At 55.9% G+C, this 18,601-nt stretch carries 18 protein-coding genes; 7 read left to right on the top strand and 11 right to left on the bottom strand.

Annotated elements, in window-relative coordinates:
- Window positions 1–6: 6 nt before the first annotated feature.
- Window positions 7–708 carry a YggS family pyridoxal phosphate-dependent enzyme gene (locus AC0TOY_RS17050; RefSeq protein ID WP_024906555.1) on the bottom strand — a complete coding sequence of 234 codons (702 nt, stop codon included), beginning with the start codon at window positions 706–708 and terminating at the stop codon, window positions 7–9.
- 17 nt (window positions 709–725) lie between these two features.
- On the opposite strand from AC0TOY_RS17050, the gene AC0TOY_RS17055 reads away from it, so the two are divergent.
- Window positions 726–1,706, top strand: a complete 981-nt coding sequence (locus AC0TOY_RS17055) for a type IV pilus twitching motility protein PilT (protein ID WP_090418610.1) — start codon at window positions 726–728, stop codon at window positions 1,704–1,706.
- Between the two features lie 10 nt (window positions 1,707–1,716).
- Here AC0TOY_RS17055 and ruvX read toward each other — a convergent pair whose 3' ends face one another.
- From ruvX to metK, 8 genes are all read right to left on the bottom strand, one after another.
- Window positions 1,717–2,133 (bottom strand): Holliday junction resolvase RuvX, encoded by a 417-nt coding sequence (gene ruvX, locus AC0TOY_RS17060; protein WP_235402081.1) that lies wholly within the window; start codon window positions 2,131–2,133, stop codon window positions 1,717–1,719.
- Complete coding sequence (locus AC0TOY_RS17065) at window positions 2,133–2,693, bottom strand: YqgE/AlgH family protein (RefSeq protein ID WP_032645077.1); 561 nt, start codon at window positions 2,691–2,693, stop codon at window positions 2,133–2,135. The genes ruvX and AC0TOY_RS17065 overlap by 1 nt, the downstream gene beginning before the upstream one ends.
- A gap of 87 nt (window positions 2,694–2,780) precedes the next feature.
- Window positions 2,781–3,728, bottom strand: a complete 948-nt coding sequence (gshB, locus tag AC0TOY_RS17070; protein ID WP_061714498.1) for a glutathione synthase — start codon at window positions 3,726–3,728, stop codon at window positions 2,781–2,783.
- Window positions 3,729–3,747: 19 nt separating this feature from the next.
- Window positions 3,748–4,479 carry a 16S rRNA (uracil(1498)-N(3))-methyltransferase gene (gene rsmE, locus AC0TOY_RS17075; protein WP_024906558.1) on the bottom strand — a complete coding sequence of 244 codons (732 nt, stop codon included), beginning with the start codon at window positions 4,477–4,479 and terminating at the stop codon, window positions 3,748–3,750.
- A 51-nt stretch (window positions 4,480–4,530) separates the two neighbouring features.
- On the bottom strand, window positions 4,531–5,238 hold the full coding sequence (gene endA, locus AC0TOY_RS17080; protein WP_023333343.1) for a deoxyribonuclease I: 708 nt from the start codon (window positions 5,236–5,238) through the stop codon (window positions 4,531–4,533).
- A 94-nt stretch (window positions 5,239–5,332) separates the two neighbouring features.
- Window positions 5,333–5,830 carry a SprT family zinc-dependent metalloprotease gene (locus AC0TOY_RS17085; RefSeq protein ID WP_032650144.1) on the bottom strand — a complete coding sequence of 166 codons (498 nt, stop codon included), beginning with the start codon at window positions 5,828–5,830 and terminating at the stop codon, window positions 5,333–5,335.
- Between the two features lie 58 nt (window positions 5,831–5,888).
- Window positions 5,889–7,286 carry a galactose/proton symporter gene (gene galP, locus AC0TOY_RS17090; RefSeq protein WP_048991665.1) on the bottom strand — a complete coding sequence of 466 codons (1,398 nt, stop codon included), beginning with the start codon at window positions 7,284–7,286 and terminating at the stop codon, window positions 5,889–5,891.
- Between the two features lie 335 nt (window positions 7,287–7,621).
- On the bottom strand, window positions 7,622–8,776 hold the full coding sequence (gene metK, locus AC0TOY_RS17095) for a methionine adenosyltransferase (protein WP_010435443.1): 1,155 nt from the start codon (window positions 8,774–8,776) through the stop codon (window positions 7,622–7,624).
- Between the two features lie 425 nt (window positions 8,777–9,201).
- On the opposite strand from metK, the gene AC0TOY_RS17100 reads away from it, so the two are divergent.
- The 4 genes from AC0TOY_RS17100 to speB all read left to right on the top strand — a co-directional run bounded on the left by AC0TOY_RS17100 (window position 9,202) and on the right by speB (window position 12,687).
- A complete protein-coding gene (locus AC0TOY_RS17100) occupies window positions 9,202–9,345 on the top strand; it encodes a hypothetical protein (RefSeq protein WP_425340246.1) in 144 nt (47 codons plus the stop codon).
- 94 nt (window positions 9,346–9,439) lie between these two features.
- Complete coding sequence (gene yqgB, locus AC0TOY_RS17105; protein ID WP_127312443.1) at window positions 9,440–9,571, top strand: acid stress response protein YqgB; 132 nt, start codon at window positions 9,440–9,442, stop codon at window positions 9,569–9,571.
- Window positions 9,572–9,579: 8 nt separating this feature from the next.
- Window positions 9,580–11,556, top strand: coding sequence for a biosynthetic arginine decarboxylase (gene speA, locus AC0TOY_RS17110; RefSeq protein WP_024906561.1), 1,977 nt, complete (start codon window positions 9,580–9,582; stop codon window positions 11,554–11,556).
- A gap of 210 nt (window positions 11,557–11,766) precedes the next feature.
- A complete protein-coding gene (gene speB, locus AC0TOY_RS17115; RefSeq protein WP_008499737.1) occupies window positions 11,767–12,687 on the top strand; it encodes an agmatinase in 921 nt (306 codons plus the stop codon).
- Between the two features lie 51 nt (window positions 12,688–12,738).
- Here the strand turns inward: speB and AC0TOY_RS17120 are convergent, their stop codons facing one another.
- Both AC0TOY_RS17120 and loiP read right to left on the bottom strand, forming a co-directional pair.
- Window positions 12,739–14,007 (bottom strand): OprD family outer membrane porin, encoded by a 1,269-nt coding sequence (locus tag AC0TOY_RS17120; protein ID WP_148769683.1) that lies wholly within the window; start codon window positions 14,005–14,007, stop codon window positions 12,739–12,741.
- Window positions 14,008–14,217: 210 nt separating this feature from the next.
- A complete protein-coding gene (gene loiP / locus AC0TOY_RS17125; protein WP_032650140.1) occupies window positions 14,218–14,976 on the bottom strand; it encodes a metalloprotease LoiP in 759 nt (252 codons plus the stop codon).
- Between the two features lie 272 nt (window positions 14,977–15,248).
- On the opposite strand from loiP, the gene tkt reads away from it, so the two are divergent.
- Together tkt and epd are read left to right on the top strand one after the other, a co-directional pair.
- Window positions 15,249–17,240: a transketolase gene (gene tkt, locus AC0TOY_RS17130; protein ID WP_032650139.1), complete on the top strand. Its 1,992-nt coding sequence runs from the start codon at window positions 15,249–15,251 to the stop codon at window positions 17,238–17,240.
- A gap of 341 nt (window positions 17,241–17,581) precedes the next feature.
- The gene (epd, locus tag AC0TOY_RS17135) at window positions 17,582–18,601 is read left to right on the top strand and encodes an erythrose-4-phosphate dehydrogenase (RefSeq protein WP_023333324.1); all 1,020 of its coding nucleotides are present in this window, start codon (window positions 17,582–17,584) and stop codon (window positions 18,599–18,601) included.

Genomic DNA, 18,601 nt, shown 5'->3' on the forward strand with positions numbered 1-18,601 from the left:
TCCTTATTATTTTGAGTAGTCGCGCGCACCGAAAATTGCCGTGCCGATGCGCACCATAGTGCTGCCTGCCGCGATGGCGGCTTCCATATCATCCGACATGCCCAGAGAAAGCGTGTCTACCGTGTTATAGCGCGCTTTAAGCGCCTCAAATGCTACAGCCATTTGCTGTGCCACGGCAAACTGCCTTTCATAACTTGACTCAGGCGCCGGAATAGCCATCAGCCCGCGCAGGGTTAAGCGCGGCAGTTCGGCCACCTCTGCGGCCAGCGCGTCCAGCTCGCTCAGCGCAATGCCGGACTTGCTGTTTTCGTCGCTGATGTTGACCTGAATCAGCACGTTAAGCGCTGGCATCTCTGCCGGACGCTGGTCGTTCAGACGTGTCGCAATGCGCAGACGGTCGATGGTGTGACACCAGTCGAAGTGCTCTGCCACCAGACGGCTTTTGTTCGACTGCAGCGGGCCAATAAAGTGCCACTGCAGATCCGTCTTCCCCTGTTCCTGGAAGTAGCGAATTTTATCCACGCCTTCCTGCACGTAGTTTTCACCAAACGCCCGGTGGCCTGCCGCTATCGCTTCTGCGATGGCGCTCGCAGGCTTGGTTTTGCTGACTGCAAGCAGGGTAATTTCTTCTGAAGCCCGGCCGCAACGCGTTGCTGCGGCTGAGATTTTGTCCCGGACCTGTGCCAGGTTATGCGCAATGTCGTTCATTTTCCGAGGAGTAGTCTATGGATGTGGAAGAAATTGTGGCCCTTAGTGTAAAGCATAACGTCTCCGATCTACACCTGTGCAGTGATTCGCCACCCCGCTGGCGCAGAACAGGCCGCCTTGAGCCGGCACCGTTTCCTCCTCCCGACGTCGGGGCGTTGTTAAAAGCGTGGCTCAACGACGAGCAGCAGGGGATATGGTGGGCCAGCGGGCAGGTGGATTTTGCCGTGACGGTGGCGGGAGGCCAGCGTCTGCGCGGCAGTGCCTTTAAGCAGATGAGCGGTATCTCTGTAACGCTCCGGCTGTTGCCGCGTACCTGCCCGCAGCTCGCTTCGCTGGGCGCGCCGCGGGCAATCCCGGAACTGTTGTCCAATGACGCCGGACTGATTCTGGTGACAGGAGCAACCGGCAGCGGTAAATCAACTACGCTGGCGGCGATGGTCGATTTTCTTAACCGCCATGCTGATGGCCATATCCTCACGCTTGAAGATCCGGTGGAGTTTATCTACCGGAGCGAACGTTGTCTGATCCAGCAGCGGGAGATAGGTCAGCACAGCCCGTCATTTGCAGAAGCGCTGCGCAGTGCCTTACGCCAGGATCCGGACGTGATTCTGCTTGGAGAGTTGCGCGACAGCGAAACGATCCGCCTTGCGCTAACTGCGGCGGAAACCGGGCATCTGGTGCTGGCGACCCTGCATACGCGCGGGGCATCGCAGGCGATTGAACGGCTGGTCGATACGTTCCCGGCGCAGGAGAAAGATCCGGTGCGTAACCAACTGGCCGGCAGCCTGCGGGCGGTGCTGGCGCAAAAGCTGCTTCCCGATCTCCAGGGCGGGCGCGTCGCGCTGTATGAACTGCTGGTGAACACTGCAGCGGCGGCGAATCTCATTCGTGAAGGGAAAACGTGGCAACTGCCCGGCATCATTCAAACCGGTCAGCAGGCAGGAATGCAGAACTTTGACCAGAGCCTGGCGGAGAGACGGGCGCAGGGGCGGCTGTAGGCCCCTGTGCTTAAAAGCCCTGTTCGAAATAGCTTTCGAGGATGATGACGGCAGAAGCGGAGTCCACGCTGCCTTTGTTCAGCGCCCGGAAGCCGCCGTGCTCAAACAGACCCGAGCGCGCTTCGACGGTGCTCAGACGCTCGTCGTGCAGCTTCACGGAGACGCCAAAGCGGCCATGGATTTTATTGGCAAACTTACGCGCCCGGGCGGTCAGCGGCTGTTCGGTACCGTCCATGTTGAGCGGCAGCCCAACAATCACGTCATCCGGCTGCCACTCTTTGAGCAGGCGCTCAATGAGGTTCCAGTCCGGCGTGCCGTCGTTGGCCTTCAGGGCCGTAAGCGGACGCGCGGTACCGGTGATGCGCTGCCCCACGGCGACGCCAATGCTTTTAGTACCAAAATCGAAGGCAAGAAGCGTTCCGCTCATCAGGCGTGCCCCGCTACGCCAGGCATGGTCAGGATATCAATGCCAATCAGCTTTGCCGCGTCACGCCAGCGATCGGCGATAGGGGTTTTAAACAGGATATTCATGTCCGCAGGGGCGGTGAGCCAGGCGTTATCGAGGATCTCTTGCTCAAGCTGGCCTTTCTCCCACGACGAATAGCCCAGCGCCACCAGCACTTCAGAAGGCTGCTCTGCGGTGCCCAGCGTTTCGAGTACGTCACGCGAGGTCGTGATAACGGTCTTGTCGGAGATGCGAATGCTGGAAGAGAATACCGGCGGCGTATGCAGGATAAAACCGCGATCTTCTGCAAGAGGTCCACCCAGCATCACGGGCTTATCAAGCCGGATTTCCGGCAGTCGCGCTTCAGCCGGGATTTTCAGCTTGTCCAGAATCCCTTCAACCTGAAGATTTTCCAGCGGTTTATTAATGATAATGCCCATCGCGCCGTCTTCATTGTATTCACAAATATAAACCACGGCGCGGCGAAAAATCGGGTCCTGGAGAGCAGGCATGGCAATAAGAAAGTGATGCTGTAAATTCATTGTCAGAGGTACTGTTTCCTGGTTTAAAAAGCGACAGCGCCCAGTATGGGGACAAACTCAGGCGCTGTCACTAATAGTATTGTTAGGTTATTTTTGTAAACGCTTTTCGATAGCGTCCATCAGCATGCCGGTGATTGAGACAGGGAATTCCGCCTCAATTTCACGAATGCAGGTCGGGCTGGTGACGTTCACTTCGGTAAGACGATCGCCGATGATATCCAGTCCGACGAAGATCAGACCTTTGGCTTTCAGCGTCGGGCCAACGCGGCGGGCAATTTCCCAGTCGCTTTCGGTCAGCGGACGCGGCTCGCCGCGGCCACCGGCGGCCAGATTACCGCGGGTTTCGCCACCCTGCGGGATACGTGCCAGGCAGTAAGGAACCGGTTCGCCATCCACCACCAGAACGCGTTTGTCGCCGTCTTTGATCGCTGGAATATAGTTCTGCGCCATGCAGTAGCGCGTGCCCAGTTCGGTCAGCGTTTCGGCAATCACGCCAATGTTTGGGTCGCTCTCTTTCACGCGGAAAATCGATGCGCCGCCCATGCCGTCCAGCGGCTTCATGATGATATCGCCGTGCTTCTGCCAGAATTCTTTCAGCTGCGCTTTGCTGCGGGTCACCAGGGTTTCCGGCGTCAGGTCAGAGAACCAGGCGGTGTAGAGCTTCTCGTTACAGTCGCGCAGGCTCTGGGGCTTGTTGACGATCAGCGTGCCTTTCTCTTCAGCGCGTTCGAGAATATAGGTGCAGTAGATGTATTCGGTGTCGAACGGCGGATCTTTACGCATCAGGATGACGTTGAGATCGGCCAGGGAAATGTCCTGCTCGGTGCCGAATTCGTACCATTTGTCGTAGTTCTGCTCGACGTTAACGATGCGGGTGCGCGCGCGGGCTTCACCGTTGATCAGGTAAAGATCGTTCATCTCCATATAGTGGAGTTCATAGCCGCGACGCTGCGCTTCCAGCAGCATGGCGAAGCTGGAATCTTTCTTGATGTTAATGTTTGCGATGGGGTCCATCACGATGCCGAGCTTGATCATGTTCTTCTCCGTTAATGCTTCAACCCAGATCGCCAAACCGTACCTGTAGCGCGGTAATGGCCGTGAGTGCCGTTGTCTCAGTGCGCAGAACGCGAGGTCCCAACAGAATATCAGTAAACTGGTAACGTGCCGTCATCGCAATTTCGTCCGCCGACAGGCCGCCTTCGGGGCCAATCAGCAGGCGTACGCGCTCAACGGGCAGGGGCAGCGTATTGATGCTGGCGCTGGCGCGCGGATGAAGATTGAGCTTCAGCCCACTGTCCTCTTCTGCACACCACTCCTCCAGATCCATCGCCGGGCGGATCTCCGGAATACGGTTGCGGCCACTCTGTTCGCAAGCCGCAATGGCAATTTTCTGCCACTGCTGGATCTTTTTGTTCAGACGTTCCGCATCCAGTTTAACGCCACAGCGCTCAGAAAAAAGTGGCGTAATGAGGCTTACACCCAGTTCAATGGATTTCTGAATGGTGAACTCCATTTTCTCGCCGCGCGACATCACCTGGCCCAGATGAATGTGCAGCGGTGATTCCCGGTCGTCCACTTCGCCACGCAGGACGTTAACGTGTACGCTTTTTTTATCAGACCGCGTGATTTCCGCGTCGAAAACCTGGTTCGAGCCGTCGAACAGCTGTATTGCCTGACCTGCGCCCATGCGCAGCACGCGGCCAACGTGGTTGGCGGCGTCATCAGACAGGGCGATTTCGCGGCCTGCGGTAATCAGTTCAGGATGGTAAATGCGGGGAATGCGCATAGTCAGAAATTCCATGTGTCATGCGATATAAGCGAATTGCCGTAGTGTAGGTTAGCTCTTTTGCGCCTGGCAAGCCCGCTGGACGTAAGGGTTGTGATTCCCCTGGACTCTGGCGATACGTTCGTCGCGCTGGCATTCCCACTCCGTCACCGGGTACTGCTTGTCCCAGGCGTTGAACAGCTGCGTCTGCTGGCGGGAAAGGTTGAGGTCGTAACGGTCACGCATATAGAAGTAGGTGCGGGCAATGCTGCCGCGCGCGCGGGCAGGGGGCTCGGCGACTTTCTCTTTAAAATCAACCTTCATACCGCACTGGCCGTACTGGCCTTCGCCACCGTTCCACTGGCTGTACATGAAATTACCCCGGTCGCCGTTCACTTCACCCACGGCAGGCTGCAGGTTATGCATATCGCTTTCCATCTGGCGATACACCGGATCTTTGGCGCAGTTTTTACGTCCGCCATCCTGCCAGCACTGGCGCTGGTGGCCAAACTGCCAGGCCGGAACGACATGCTCCCATTCAATACGGCTGGCGCGGTTTTCGTTTTTACGCACCTTATAGCCGCAGGACTCAAGGTCAACGACCCCTTTTTTACCCTGCCAGTTAATTTTACAGCCGCAGTAGAAATCGCCCGGCACGTCAGCGTTGACCTTCACGCCTGCGGCCTTGGCCTGGGAAAAACTGTTGATACCGTCGGCCAGAGCATGGCCTGAGAGCGCCGTCGTCAGAAAGGCGACCGCGAGAGAAAAATTACGGGACATCTTACACTCCGTGTCAAAACGAGCCCGCAACGTAACGAATGTTGTTCCTGTATGCAATCAGTCAGATCAGGAAAGTTCCTGAAAGTTCAGATGATTATTCCGCAACCAGCGGCTCGCCGCATTTGACGCAGCGGTAGGTCGCCTCGCCGCGCACCACGCGATTATGGCGACGGACGGTAAGCTGGTGCTGCTGACACTGGCAGCGGTAGGGGAAGGTATTGCGGCGCACCGATTCCAGCTCGAACTGATGGGTACGGCGTGCCGGAACGCCGAGCACTGCCTCCATCATCCACTTCCACTCTTTTCCATGCGGCGCGACGCGGCCAAAGTGTTTCCACACCAGCAGATGTGCCAGCTCGTGCGGTACCACTTCCTCGATAAACGCCTGCTGGTTTTCCATCATCAGCACCGGGTTAAGGCGGATCTCATACGACTCGAGCCAGGCGGTACCGGCCGAGGTTCCACGCTGCTGGTAGACGAGTTTGGGTTCAGGATAATTGCGACCGAGCTTCAGGTTCGCCTGGGCAAGTTTTTCCCGCAGGCTGCGCATAACGGCCTGCTGAATGGCGATGGGGAGACGGGGTGCTTTCATAGGGGCAGAGCATAAAGCGCGAAGCGGGGAGGCGCAAGAGGCGCCTCCCGCAAGATAATTAGTCGTGGGCGCCGATTTCGCGCAGAGGACGACCTTTCATCAGGTTACGTTCAATATGTTCCAGCGAAACGTGTTTGGTTTCTGGAACCAGCCAGATGGTCAGCACAATAAAGAAGATGTTCAGACCGGCGTAGACCCAGAAGGTGTTCGCGTTGCCCAGGGTATTGAGCATGGTCAGGAACGTTGCGCCGACGATCATGTTGGCAACCCAGTTGGTTGCGGTAGAGCAGGTGATACCAAAATCACGCCCTTTCAGCGGCTGGATCTCCGAGCACAGTACCCAGATCAGCGGACCGGCGCTCATCGCAAACCCGACGATAAACATCAGCAGCATGCCTACCGCAAAGTACTGGGCGGTTGGGGAGTGAATGCCCACATGCATCATGGTACCGAGGACGCCCATACCGGCCGCCATCACCAGGAAGCCCAGCGTCAGGGTTGGCTTACGTCCCCAGCGGTCCACCAGACCGATGGCGATAAAGGTCGCCAGCACGTTGGTCAGACCCACGATGACGGTCCCCCACATCTGCTCGGTGGTGTTGGTATAACCCGCCAGCTCAAAGATTTTTGGCGCGTAGTACATGATGACGTTCATCCCCGTGAACTGCTGCATGACCTGCAGCAGCACGCCAAGGAACACCGCACGGCGGAAGTTGCTGTTCTCTTTAAACAGCGCCCAGCCGGACTGTTTGACCTTCAGGCTTTCGCGGATCTCTTCCAGCTCGTTTTTTGCCTCCGCACTGGTATCGCGCAGGCGAAGCAGCACGCGTTCAGCATCCACGAAGCGGCGTTTGGCAGCGAACCAGCGCGGGCTGTCCGGCAGGAAGAAGACGCCAATCAGCAGCAGGATGGCCGGGATGATGATCACGCCGAGCATCCAGCGCCATGCGCCGCTGTAGCTAAACGCGGTATCGGAAAGGTACGCGCCCAGGATACCGATGGTGATCATCAACTGGTACATCGAAATCATACTGCCGCGGATTTTCTCCGGCGCGATTTCAGACAGGTAGAGCGGGGCGGTATAGGACGCCACGCCCACGGCCAGGCCGAGCAGCACGCGGGAAACCAGCAGAACCTCAACGTTAGGCGCAGCGGCAGAGAAGAGTGAACCAGCAACGAACAGGATCGCGCCGATCATCAGGCTCTTTTTACGCCCGAGCTTGAAGGAGAGCCAGCCGCTGCCGACGGCCCCGACGGCAGCGCCAAACATCATGGAGCTGACCACCCATTCCTGGGTGTGAGCGCTGATCTGGAACTCGTCAGTGATGAAAGGTAATGCACCGGCAATCACGCCGATATCCAGGCCAAAAAGTAATCCTGCCAGGGCGGCGAGGAAACAGACGAAGAATGTCATCGCCTTGTTGGACGTACGCCCCTGTTTTTTATTGTCAGGCATTATGCCCTCCAGTTGGGTTATCAGTTTTATTGATGTAAAGGGTAGGTGAGTGACTCGTAAAAATATGTGAGATTAATCACATAGGTGTAATCGGTTACACTAACGTGGAACCGTAAAAATAATTAAAGCTTTGAAAATATAGAGGTAAACGAGGTGATGCGCATCGCGTTTGTTAGAATTTCGGACTTAACTGAAATGAAATGTAACAGCAGAAGAAAGGCGATCAGGCAAAGAGATTATTCTGAAAGCGGGATATATTTGGCATGGTGTAATCGGTTTCAAACATAAAAAAAGGCCAGCCCGAAGGCTGGCCTTTTAAAAGCGATGTCAGTCGATTACTTCAGACCGGCAGCTTCACGCAGCAGGGCGGCTTTGTCGGTTTTTTCCCATGGGAAATGTTCACGACCAAAGTGACCGTATGCCGCGGTTTCTTTGTAGATTGGGTGCAGCAGATCCAGCATCTGAATCAGGCCGTATGGACGCAGGTCGAAGAACTCGCGCACCAGCAGCGTCAGCTGTTCTGAAGGCACTTTTTCAGTACCGAAGGTTTCAACCATGATGGAGGTTGGTTCAGCCACGCCGATAGCGTAGGAAACCTGGATCTCACAGCGGTCAGCCAGGCCGGCGGCAACGATGTTTTTCGCCACATAACGTGCAGCGTACGCCGCAGAACGGTCAACTTTAGACGGATCTTTACCGGAGAACGCACCGCCACCGTGACGCGCCATGCCGCCGTAGGTATCAACGATGATTTTACGACCGGTCAGACCGCAGTCACCCATTGGGCCGCCGATAACGAAGCGTCCGGTTGGGTTGATAAAGAATTTGGTCGCAGAGCTCAGCCATTCGGTCGGCAGAACCGGCTTGATGATCTCTTCCATCACTGCTTCCTGCAGGGATTTCTGATCGATATCTTCGGAGTGTTGGGTAGAAAGCACTACCGCGTCAATACCGACGATTTTGCCGTCGTCGTACTGGAAAGTGACCTGGCTTTTCGCATCCGGGCGCAGCCACGGCAGGGTGCCGTTTTTACGAACTTCAGCCTGACGCTGCACCAGACGGTGTGCGTAGGTGACCGGTGCTGGCATCAGCACGTCGGTTTCGTTGGTTGCATAGCCGAACATCAGACCCTGGTCGCCCGCGCCCTGTTCCAGCGGATCGGCACGGTCAACGCCCTGGTTGATGTCTGGAGACTGTTTGCCAATCGCGCTCAGTACCGCGCAGGAGTTGGCATCAAAGCCCATATCAGAATGCACATAGCCGATCTCACGCACCGTGTTACGGGTGATCTCTTCGATATCAACCCATGCGCTGGTGGTAATCTCACCGCCAACCAGAACCATGCCGGTTTTGACATAGGTTTCACACGCTACACGCGCTTTTGGATCCTGCGCCAGGATCGCATCCAGCACCGCATCGGAGATTTGGTCAGCAATTTTATCAGGATGTCCTTCTGATACGGACTCGGACGTAAACAGGTGTTTTGCCATGTTTTATTTCACCTAAGAGGAATTTGGTTAGCTCAAGCTGCTGTGTGGAATAGCCAAAGGAGATAATTCTACCAAGGCCTGCAGGTTTTTGACACTGGCAGTATGAGTGTTAATCAGTATAGATGGATTAACATCTGGATGGCTATTTTAGGTCACTTCTTCGCCCGATTTCCAGTTTTTTTTGACTAACCTCTCACTCAGTTGAAATTGCTGCTGGCAATAATTCCTGACGGCCCCGGCAACACGCGCATTTTTGTTTTGCTTTTTAGCCCCCTTCTCGGTATAAAACGCGGCGCGCGGCTCATATAAAATAAGCGCTCGATGAACTCATCGTGTCGCCACTTCCAGCCGGGTTAAGCAGTGAACTTTTAGCTTTGGCTTGGGGTCCGTTTCAGCAGAGGCGGCCGTGGAGGTGATACGAGATAATGAACCATCGTTTTCCGCTAACTCAGCGCAGCCGTTCTGGCGCGTATTTGATTCCCGCAACCCGCATTTCTAGTCTGCAAACCTGCCGATGTTATACCCATCTCGGCGCTTCTCAGGATTCCAGGGCCGGTCACGCTTTGTGAAAACTGAACAAGGGCGCTCTTGTTAATACAAGAGTTTTCTCGTGGTTTCGCCGAACCTTGTCATACAGAGTTCGGATACGTGTTTTACAATGATATGAATAAGAAACCGGTCGCACGGTCTGGATTTCAGCATACTCTGCTGGGAAACGGAGCCGTTTATGGGTTGTTATCGCCGTATAACGCTGCGATAGTAGTCAACTGTTTTACACTTAATACAAAGAGTTGAGGTTCGCTATGTCTGACGACATGTCTTCTTTTTCGCCTTCGTCAGCGGGCGAACAGGGTGTACTACGTTCTATGCAGGAGGTTGCGATGAGCTCCGAGGAAGCCAGCAAGATGCTGCGCACTTACAATATTGCCTGGTGGGGCAATAACTACTACGACGTCAACGAACTGGGCCACATCAGCGTCTGCCCGGATCCGGACGTCCCTGAAGCGCGCGTGGACCTTGCTAAACTGGTGAAAGCCCGTGAAGCTCAGGGCCAGCGTTTGCCTGCACTGTTCTGCTTCCCGCAGATCCTGCAACATCGCCTGCGTTCTATTAACGCCGCCTTCAAGCGCGCGCGTGAGTCCTACGGCTATAAAGGCGACTACTTCCTGGTTTACCCAATCAAGGTAAACCAGCACCGCCGCGTGATTGAATCCCTGATCCACTCCGGCGAGCCGCTGGGGCTGGAGGCTGGCTCCAAAGCGGAGCTGATGGCGGTTCTGGCGCATGCGGGCATGACCCGTTCGGTGATCGTCTGTAACGGCTATAAAGACCGTGAATACATTCGTCTGGCACTGATTGGCGAGAAGATGGGCCACAAGGTCTATCTGGTTATCGAAAAGATGACCGAAATCGCCATCGTGCTGGAAGAGGCCGAGCGTCTGAACGTGGTGCCACGCCTTGGCGTGCGTGCGCGTCTGGCGTCACAGGGTTCCGGTAAATGGCAGTCCTCCGGCGGCGAAAAATCCAAGTTCGGCCTGGCGGCGAACCAGGTGCTGCAGCTGGTGGAAATCCTGCGCGAGCGCGGTCGTCTCGACAGCATTCAGCTGCTGCACTTCCACCTCGGCTCGCAGATGGCCAACATTCGCGACATCGCCACCGGCGTGCGTGAATCCGCGCGGTTCTACGTTGAGCTGCACAAGCTTGGCGTGAACATTCAGTGCTTCGACGTGGGCGGCGGCCTGGGCGTGGACTACGAAGGGACCCGCTCGCAGTCGGACTGCTCCGTGAACTACGGCCTGAACGAATACGCGAACAATATCATCTGGGCGATCGGCGATGCCTGTGAAGAGAACGGCCTGCCGCACCCGACGGTAATCACCGAATCCGGCCGCGCGGTCACCGCGCACCATACGGTGCTGGTCTCTAACATCATCGGCGTTGAGCGTAGCGAAATCACCGAAGCGACGCCTCCGGCAGACGATGCCCCGCGCTCCCTGCAAAGCATGTGGGAAACCTGGCAGGAAATGCACGAGCCGGGCACGCGTCGTTCCCTGCGCGAATGGCTGCACGACAGCCAGATGGACCTGCATGACATCCACGTGGGGTATTCCTCAGGCACCTTCAGCCTGCAGGAGCGCGCGTGGGCGGAGCAGCTCTATCTGAACATGTGCCATGAAGTGCAGAAACAGCTCGACCCGAGCAACCGCGCGCACCGTCCGATTATCGACGAACTGCAGGAGCGTATGGCGGATAAGATTTACGTCAACTTCTCGCTGTTCCAGTCGATGCCGGATGCCTGGGGTATCGACCAGCTGTTCCCGGTTCTGCCGCTGGAAGGGCTGAACCACGCCCCGGAACGTCGCGCGGTGCTGCTGGACATCACCTGTGACTCCGACGGTGCTATCGACCACTACGTTGACGGCGACGGTATCGCAACGACGATGCCAATGCCGGAGTACGACCCGGAGAACCCGCCGATGCTGGGCTTCTTTATGGTCGGCGCGTATCAGGAGATCCTCGGCAACATGCACAACCTGTTCGGTGATACCGAGGCGGTTGACGTGTTTGTCTTCCCTGACGGCAGCGTGGAAGTTGAGCTGTCTGACGAAGGGGATACCGTGGCGGACATGCTGGAATACGTTCAGCTGGATCCGAAAACCCTGCTGACGCAGTTCCGCGACCAGGTGAAAAACACCGGGCTGGACGATGCGCTGCAGCAGCAGTTCCTGGAAGAGTTTGAAGCGGGTCTGTACGGGTACACCTACCTGGAAGACGAGTAGGAAAACCTCCCTCTCCCGGTGGGAGAGGGTCGGGATGAGGGCATCAGCCCGCACAATGCCCTATACTCACTTGAACCCGTATGCATTACCGGCGATAATTCGCCCCAATAAGCGATTTACGAATCAATCCCTTCCTCGTCGGGTTTAACGACGCGGAGGGGATTTTTTTTCATCTGTTTTTAATGTATCGACTTTAAAAGAGGTCAGGACATGAGCACTTTAGGTCATCAGTACGATAACTCTCTGGTATCTAACGCGTTTGGTTTTTTACGCCTTCCGATGAACTTCCAGCCGTACGACAGCGACGCGGACTGGGTGATCACCGGCGTGCCGTTCGATATGGCAACATCTGGTCGTGCGGGTGGTCGTCACGGTCCGGCGGCGATTCGTCAGGTTTCCACTAACCTGGCCTGGGAGCATAACCGCTTCCCGTGGAACTTCGACATGCGCGAGCGCCTGAACGTGGTGGACTGCGGTGACCTGGTGTATGCCTTTGGTGACGCGCGTGAGATGAGCGAAAAGCTGCAGGCCCACGCCGAGAAGCTGCTGGCTGCCGGTAAGCGCATGCTCTCCTTCGGCGGCGACCACTTCGTGACCCTGCCGCTGCTGCGTGCCCATGCCAAGCACTTCGGTAAAATGGCGCTGGTACACTTTGATGCGCATACCGACACCTACGCGAACGGCTGTGAGTTTGACCACGGTACCATGTTCTTCACCGCGCCGAACGAAGGTCTGATCGACCCGAACCACTCCGTGCAGATCGGTATTCGCACCGAGTTCGACAAGGACAACGGTTTCACCGTGCTGGATGCGGGTCAGGTTAACGATCGCGGCGTGGATGACATCCTCGCGCAGGTGAAGCAGATCGTGGGTGATATGCCTGTGTATCTGACCTTCGACATCGACTGCCTGGATCCGGCATTTGCACCGGGTACCGGTACGCCGGTGATCGGCGGCCTGACCTCAGACCGCGCCATCAAGCTGGTACGCGGCCTGAAGGATCTGAACATTGTCGGGATGGACGTGGTGGAAGTGGCGCCTGCGTATGACCAGTCCGAAATCACTGCGCTGGCCGCAGCGACCCTGGCACTGGAAATGCTCTACATCCAGGCTGCTAAAAAAGGCGAATAAGCCTCTCCTGGCGTGAAAAAAACCTCTCCATGGAGAGGTTTTTTATTGCCTTTAGAACACGTTAAACGGGTATTCCACGTAAGCGCGGATTTCGTCCCCGCCCACGTTATAGTCGCTGGCGTTGCTTGAGACGCGCAGCACGGAGTAGCGCAGTTTCAGTTTCAGATCCTTCGCCGGGCCATCCTGCACCTGGTACTGGATCTGGTTAAACCACTCGTGCTCTTTACCGTTGCTGGTTTCAGCGGTTTTGATGTTATCGCCGCGCACGTAGGCGGTGGTCCAGCTCAGGCCCGGTAAGCCAAGGCCGCCAAAGTCCAGACCGTAGGATGCCTGCCAGGAACGTTCATCTTCGCCGTTAAAATCAGACCAGTAGGAGTTCGCCAGCCAGATGGTGTTACCGCCGTCACCCACGCCGCCCTGGTCGCGATAGCCGCCATAGTTGTAGCCGGTGCTGCCGCTGCTCTGCTGGTAGGCCACTTTGAACGTGTGAATATCCCAGATGTAGCTCGCCGCCAGGCTCCAGATGGTGTTGCTGCGGCCCGTGTCGAGGCTGTCAGCGTAACCCTGGTCCAGACGGGAGTTATAGCCGTTGAAGTCGAGCACCAGCTGCTGCCCGGTGCTGAACGGCTGTTTGAAGTTCAGGCCCAGATACTGCTTGTTCATCACCTCTTCATTATGAGAAGCGTAAAGCGCGCCGCTGAACTGGTCGTTAAACTGGTAGCTTGCGCCGCCGAAGGAGAGGCTCTTCAGCCCGCTGTCGTGGCGGTCATCGCTTTTACGCTGCTCGTCGGTGAAGTAACCGGCGTTGATTTCCAGACCGTCGATCTCTTTTGAGGTCAACATAGCGCCGGTGTAGCTTTCAAACAGCAGGCGGGAGCTGTCGGCATTGATGATAGGCAGCTCAGGACGCTGATTCCCGTAACTTAGCACGGTGTTCGATATGCGCATTTTGGCGGTTGCGCCAAACTTTGCCAGATCGGATTTTGCCCGGCCATCATCTTCCTGTTTAAAGAAGTCGATGCCGCCTGCGCCGCTTTTGCCCCGGCCGCCGTCCAGGCGCACGCCGTATTGAGCAATACCGTCCACACCAAAGCCCACCAGCCCTTCGGTATAGCCGGATGCAAACGTGGCGATGATCCCCTGACCCCATTCGGCTTTGTCCTGCTGGCCCTGATGGTAGTCGCGGCTGATATAGGCATTGCGTAAAAACAGATCCAGATGGCTGTCGTCAATAAAACCCTGACTGTCGGATTGCTGGCTTGCAGCGGCAGGTAATGCGGCAAATAAACTTAAAGCAATTAATGATAATTCTTTTTTCACGGAGGGAACGTCTCTGTCTGGATATATTAATTTGAATAACTGCGGAAGTGATAATTACCGGAAAAAGTGACCTTTGCAATAATTATGTGACCAGACATTTCAATATGATAACGTAGATTTGGCGGGGCTTTCAGGGGTGTTATCGATATGTGCTGTTAAGTTAACAATTCATGCGAAATAAAAAGGAGGCAAAACTGCCTCCTTCTGAAATTATTTAATTCCGTCTGCAGCCATACGGTCGCGAATATGCTGTGCGCGCTCTTCTGAGGCTGGGTGATCGTCAAACATGGAGCTTTGACGTCCCGCTTCCAGTTTGGCCAGTTTTTCAAAGCTGGTGGCTAAACCTGATGGATTAATGCCGCGTTTGCGCAACAGATCGTAGGAGTAATCATCCGCTTCGGACTCCTGGCGCTGGGAGAACTGGGAGTTAACCAGCTTTTCACCTACGTCGCCAAGCTGCGACTGCGACAGGCTGCCAACGATACCGCCCGCTGAGGCCGCCGCTGCGCGGATGGCGTTGGTGCCTAAAGCAACCTGCATCCCTTTCTTCACGTGGCCCAGGGCAACGTGGCCCATTTCATGGCCGATGACCGCTTCCACTTCGTTGTCGGTCATCATGTCCATCAGCCCGCTATAGACGCGGATGCAGCCGTTCGCCATCGCGAAGGCGTTCACGTCTTTCGCCATGTACACCTTGTAGTTCACCGGCTGGCCGTTGATGTTATCGCCCAGCGCAGAAGCAATCTTATCCAGACGCTGCGTGTAGGTACTGTTAGCCGGCGCAAGCGTGGCTTTTCCGTCCATATCTTTACAGGCCTGGTCGCTCAGCGCTTTTACCTGCGCATCGCTCAGGGAATAGGCCTGAAAGGCCTCTGCGCCTGAGGTCATCAGGCCGTTAGAATCCATATTCTGACAGCCGCTCAGCAGGAGCGTTGTACCCAGGGCCAGCACTATTGCACGCATTTTCATGAGGTTGCTTCCGTACTCGTTAATCTGAATAAAATCCGAAAAGTGCACCGTCAGCGAAGCCGGTGTCGCGCTAAGTATAAGGAATATCTACAGGGCCGGGCGAGTAGATTGCGCAACATGCGAGCATGATCCAGAGATTTCTTAAGCTGCAAAAGAATGGTCCATGTACATGGCATGCCGCTTGGGTTACATTGTTGGCACTTTTTTCCGGCGTAGCCCAAAACGCGCTGTCGTCAAGGGCATGGCCTTTAACAGTCCGATCTGGAGTTAAAATGTCCTCACGTAAAGAGCTTGCTAATGCTATTCGTGCGCTGAGCATGGACGCAGTACAGAAAGCCAAATCCGGCCACCCAGGGGCCCCTATGGGTATGGCTGATATCGCCGAAGTCCTGTGGCGCGATTTCCTGAACCACAACCCACAGAACCCGTCATGGGCTGACCGCGACCGTTTCGTACTGTCTAACGGCCACGGCTCTATGCTGATCTATAGCCTGCTGCACCTCACCGGCTACGATCTGCCAATTGAAGAGCTGAAAAACTTCCGTCAGCTGCACTCTAAAACTCCAGGTCACCCGGAAGTGGGCTACACCGCTGGCGTAGAAACCACCACCGGTCCGCTGGGTCAGGGTATTGCTAACGCTGTGGGTATGGCGATTGCTGAGAAGACGCTGGCGGCGCAGTTCAACCGTCCTGGTCACGACATCGTTGACCACTTCACCTATGCGTTCATGGGCGACGGCTGCATGATGGAAGGCATTTCTCACGAAGTGTGCTCCCTGGCAGGTACCCTGAAGCTGGGCAAACTGGTTGCGTTCTATGACGACAACGGTATCTCCATCGACGGTCACGTTGAAGGCTGGTTCACCGACGACACCGCTAAACGTTTCGAAGCCTACGGCTGGCACGTTGTGCGTGGCGTTGATGGCCACGATGCTGACTCGATTAAACGTGCAGTAGAAGAAGCGCGCGCGGTGACGGACAAGCCGTCCCTGCTGATGTGCAAAACCATCATCGGCTTCGGTTCGCCGAACAAAGCGGGTACGCACGACTCCCACGGCGCGCCGCTGGGCGACGCGGAAATCGCACTGACCCGCGAAGCGCTGGGCTGGAAACACCCTGCATTCGAAATCCCATCTGAGATCTACGCTCAGTGGGATGCAAAAGAAGTGGGCCAGGCGAAAGAAGCGGCCTGGAACGAGAAGTTCGCTGCTTACGCGAAAGCGTTCCCGCAGGAAGCGGCTGAATTCACCCGTCGTATGAAAGGCGACATGCCGTCTGACTTCGACGCGAAAGCGAACGAGTTCATCGCTAAGCTGCAGGCGAACCCGTCTAAAATCGCGAGCCGTAAAGCGTCTCAGAATGCGATTGAAGCGTTTGGTCCTCTGCTGCCTGAATTCCTCGGCGGCTCCGCTGACCTGGCACCATCTAACCTGACCCTGTGGTCCGGTTCTAAGCCAATCAACGAAGACACTGCCGGTAACTACATCCATTACGGTGTACGTGAATTCGGTATGACTGCGATTGCCAACGGTATCTCTCTGCACGGTGGTTTCCTGCCGTACACCTCTACATTCCTGATGTTCGTTGAATATGCACGTAACGCCGTGCGTATGGCCGCGCTGATGAAACAGCGTCAGGTGATGGTCTACACCCACGACTCCATCGGTCTGGGCGAAGACGGTCCAACTCACCAGCCGGTAGAGCAGGTGGCTTCCCTGCGCGTGACCCCGAACATGAGCACATGGCGTCCGTGTGACCAGGTTGAATCCGCGGTAGCGTGGAAATACGGCGTTGAGCGTCAGGACGGTCCAACCGCGCTGATCCTCTCCCGTCAGAACCTGGCGCAGCAGGAGCGTACCCCTGAGCAGCTGGCGAACATCGCTCGCGGTGGTTACGTGCTGAAAGATAGCGCGGGCCAGCCAGAGCTGATCTTCATCGCCACCGGTTCTGAAGTTGAACTGGCTGTGGCAGCGTGGGAAAAACTGACTGCCGAAGGCGTGAAGGCGCGCGTGGTTTCCATGCCGTCTACCGACGCGTTCGACAAGCAGGATGCCGCTTACCGTGAATCCGTGCTGCCTAAAGCGGTCTCCGCTCGCGTGGCAGTGGAAGCGGGTATCGCTGACTACTGGTTCAAATACGTGGGCCTGAACGGCGCTATCGTCGGTATGACCACCTTCGGTGAGTCTGCTCCGGCAGAGCAGCTGTTCGAAGAATTCGGCTTCACCGTTGAGAACGTTGTCGCGAAAGCGAAAGAACTGCTGTAATCGTTTGTACGGTGCGGGCTGATGCCCTCACCCCAGCCCTCTCCCACCGGGAGAGGGTGCAAACACTAAAAACGGTAACCTCTCGGTTACCGTTTTGCTTTTACCTCGCCGTAAATTATTCCACCTAAAATGTGACGCAAGTCATATAGCTCGCTTATTCATCTGGACAGACATTCCTTTTATTCCCCGATTCGCTTATTCTTGCTGAAGCGTTTCAGTCGATTAAATGTTCGACAATTGACCAATCAATCGCAGTTTGTGACAGCAAGGATTCCCCTTCGGGCGTAGCTGGATTACTCTTTCAGCCACCTCAAACTCAGGGATTGCTTTGCAGGAGATCTATGACCGTACGCGTAGCGATTAATGGCTTCGGTCGCATCGGACGTAATGTGGTTCGTGCTTTGTATGAATCCGGACGTCGGGCGGAAATAACCGTGGTGGCAATCAATGAACTGGCGGATGCTACGGGCATGGCGCATTTGTTGAAATACGACACCAGCCACGGACGCTTTGCCTGGGATGTGCGCCAGGAAAGAGATCAGCTCTTTGTGGGTGATGACGCTATTCGTGTGCTGCATGAGAACAGCATCTCCGGGCTACCCTGGCGTGAACTGGGTGTGGATGTGGTGCTTGACTGTACCGGTGTCTACGGCAACCGCGAACATGGCGAAGCGCATCTGGCTGCCGGCGCGAAAAAAGTCCTGTTTTCTCATCCCGGCAGTAACGACCTCGACGCGACCGTCGTGTTTGGCGTCAACCAGCATGAGCTGCAGGCCGAACACCGCATTGTTTCCAACGCCTCCTGTACCACCAACTGCATTATTCCGGTCATCAAACTGTTAGACGATGCGTATGGCATTGAATCCGGCACCGTGACCACGATTCACTCCGCCATGCACGATCAGCAGGTTATCGACGCCTACCATCCGGATTTACGACGCACTCGCGCGGCGAGCCAGTCAATCATTCCGGTGGATACGAAACTGGCGGCAGGGATCACCCGAATTTTTCCGCAGTTTAATGACCGCTTTGAAGCGATTGCCGTGCGTGTTCCAACGATTAACGTCACTGCAATCGACCTTAGCGTGACGGTGAAAAAACCGGTAAAAGCCTGTGAAGTCAACCTGTTGCTGCAAAAAGCGGCACAGGGGGCATTTCATGGTATAGTTGACTATACGGAATTACCGTTGGTCTCAGTAGATTTTAACCACGACCCGCACAGCGCCATCGTTGATGGCACGCAAACGAGGGTTAGTGGTGCACACCTTATCAAGACGCTGGTCTGGTGTGATAACGAATGGGGCTTTGCTAACCGAATGCTCGACACCACGTTAGCAATGGCCGCTCAAGGTTTCAGGTAA

It is taken from the genome of Enterobacter sp. PL_is379, from assembly GCF_055817355.1.